Origin of the sequence: Pantoea sp. RIT-PI-b (genome assembly GCF_001187905.1) — a bacterium.
GTDB lineage: Bacteria > Pseudomonadota > Gammaproteobacteria > Enterobacterales > Enterobacteriaceae > Pantoea > Pantoea nemavictus.
Genome location: NZ_LGIS01000032.1, coordinates 1 through 1586 on the forward strand (window position 1 = coordinate 1; position 1586 = coordinate 1586).

The window sequence follows — 1586 nt, forward strand, 5'->3', positions numbered from 1 at the left end:
CTGGCGGCGCAGTTCAACCGTCCGGGCCATGACATCGTAGACCATAACACCTACGTGTTTATGGGCGACGGCTGCATGATGGAAGGTATTTCACACGAAGTGTGCTCCATCGCCGGCACCCTGAAGCTGGGCAAACTGGTCGCCTTCTATGACGACAACGGCATCTCCATCGACGGTCACGTCGACGGCTGGTTCACCGACGACACCGCCAAACGTTTCGAAGCCTACGGCTGGCACGTGGTGCGCGGCGTCGACGGTCACGATGCGGACGCCATCAGGAAAGCCGTTGAAGAAGCCAAAGCGGTTTCCGACAAGCCTTCGCTGCTGATGTGCAAAACCGTGATTGGCTTCGGCTCGCCGAACAAAGCCGGCACGCACGACTCGCACGGCGCGCCGCTGGGCGCCGACGAAATCGCGCTGACCCGTAAGCAGCTGGGCTGGAACCACGGTCCGTTTGAAATCCCTTCAGACATCTACGCGCAGTGGGACGCCAAAGAAGCCGGCCAGGCGAAAGAGTCCGCGTGGGACAAAAAGTTTGCCGCCTACGCCGCCGCGCACCCGGAGCTGGCTGCCGAGTTCACACGTCGCGTGAACAACGAATTGCCGGCTAACTGGGCCAGCGAGTCGCAGACGTTTATCGAGCAGCTGCAGGCCAATCCGGCGAAAATCGCCAGCCGTAAAGCCTCGCAGAACGCCATTGAAGCCTTCGGTAAAATCCTGCCGGAATATCTGGGCGGCTCGGCTGACCTGGCGCCAAGCAATCTCACCATGTGGTCCGGCTCGAAGCCGATCAACGAAGACGCGGCGGGCAACTACATTCACTACGGCGTGCGCGAGTTCGGTATGACCGCGATTGCCAACGGCCTGGCGCTGCACGGCGGCTTCCTGCCGTACACCGCCACCTTCCTGATGTTCGTCGAGTACGCGCGCAACGCCGCCCGTATGGCCGCGCTGATGAAAATCCGTCAGATCATGGTCTACACCCACGACTCGATTGGCCTGGGTGAAGATGGCCCGACGCACCAGCCGGTTGAGCAGATGGCCAGCCTGCGCGTGACGCCAAACATGAGCCTGTGGCGCCCGTGCGACCAGGTTGAGTCGGCGGTGGCGTGGAAGTACGCCATCGAGCGCGTTGACGGCCCGTCGGCGCTGATCTTCTCGCGTCAGAACCTGGCGCAGCAGGATCGTAGCGCTGAGCAGCTGGCTAACGTGGCGCGCGGCGGTTACGTGCTGAAGGACAGCAACGGCACGCCGGAGCTGATCCTGATCGCCACCGGTTCGGAAGTGGAGCTGGCGGTGAGCGCTTACGAGCAGCTGACGGCGGAAGGCCGCAAGGTGCGCGTGGTCTCCATGCCATCCACCGACGCGTTCGACAAGCAGGATGCGGCGTACCGTGAATCGGTGCTGCCGAAAGCGGTGGCGGCGCGCGTGGCGATCGAAGCGGGTATCGCGGACTACTGGTTCAAATACACCGGCCTGAACGGCGCGATCGTCGGCATGACCACCTTCGGTGAGTCAGCGCCAGCGGATCAGCTGTTTAAAGCGTTTGGCTTCACCGTTGAGAACGTGGTTAAAACGGCGAAATC

Annotated in this window: 1 protein-coding gene; it reads left to right on the plus strand. The window is 62.3% G+C overall.

The genetic code is table 11. From position 1 onward, the window contains the following. On the plus strand, window positions 1-1586 hold a 1586-nt coding region (tkt, locus tag AC790_RS21020), incomplete at both ends, for a transketolase (RefSeq protein ID WP_049853040.1).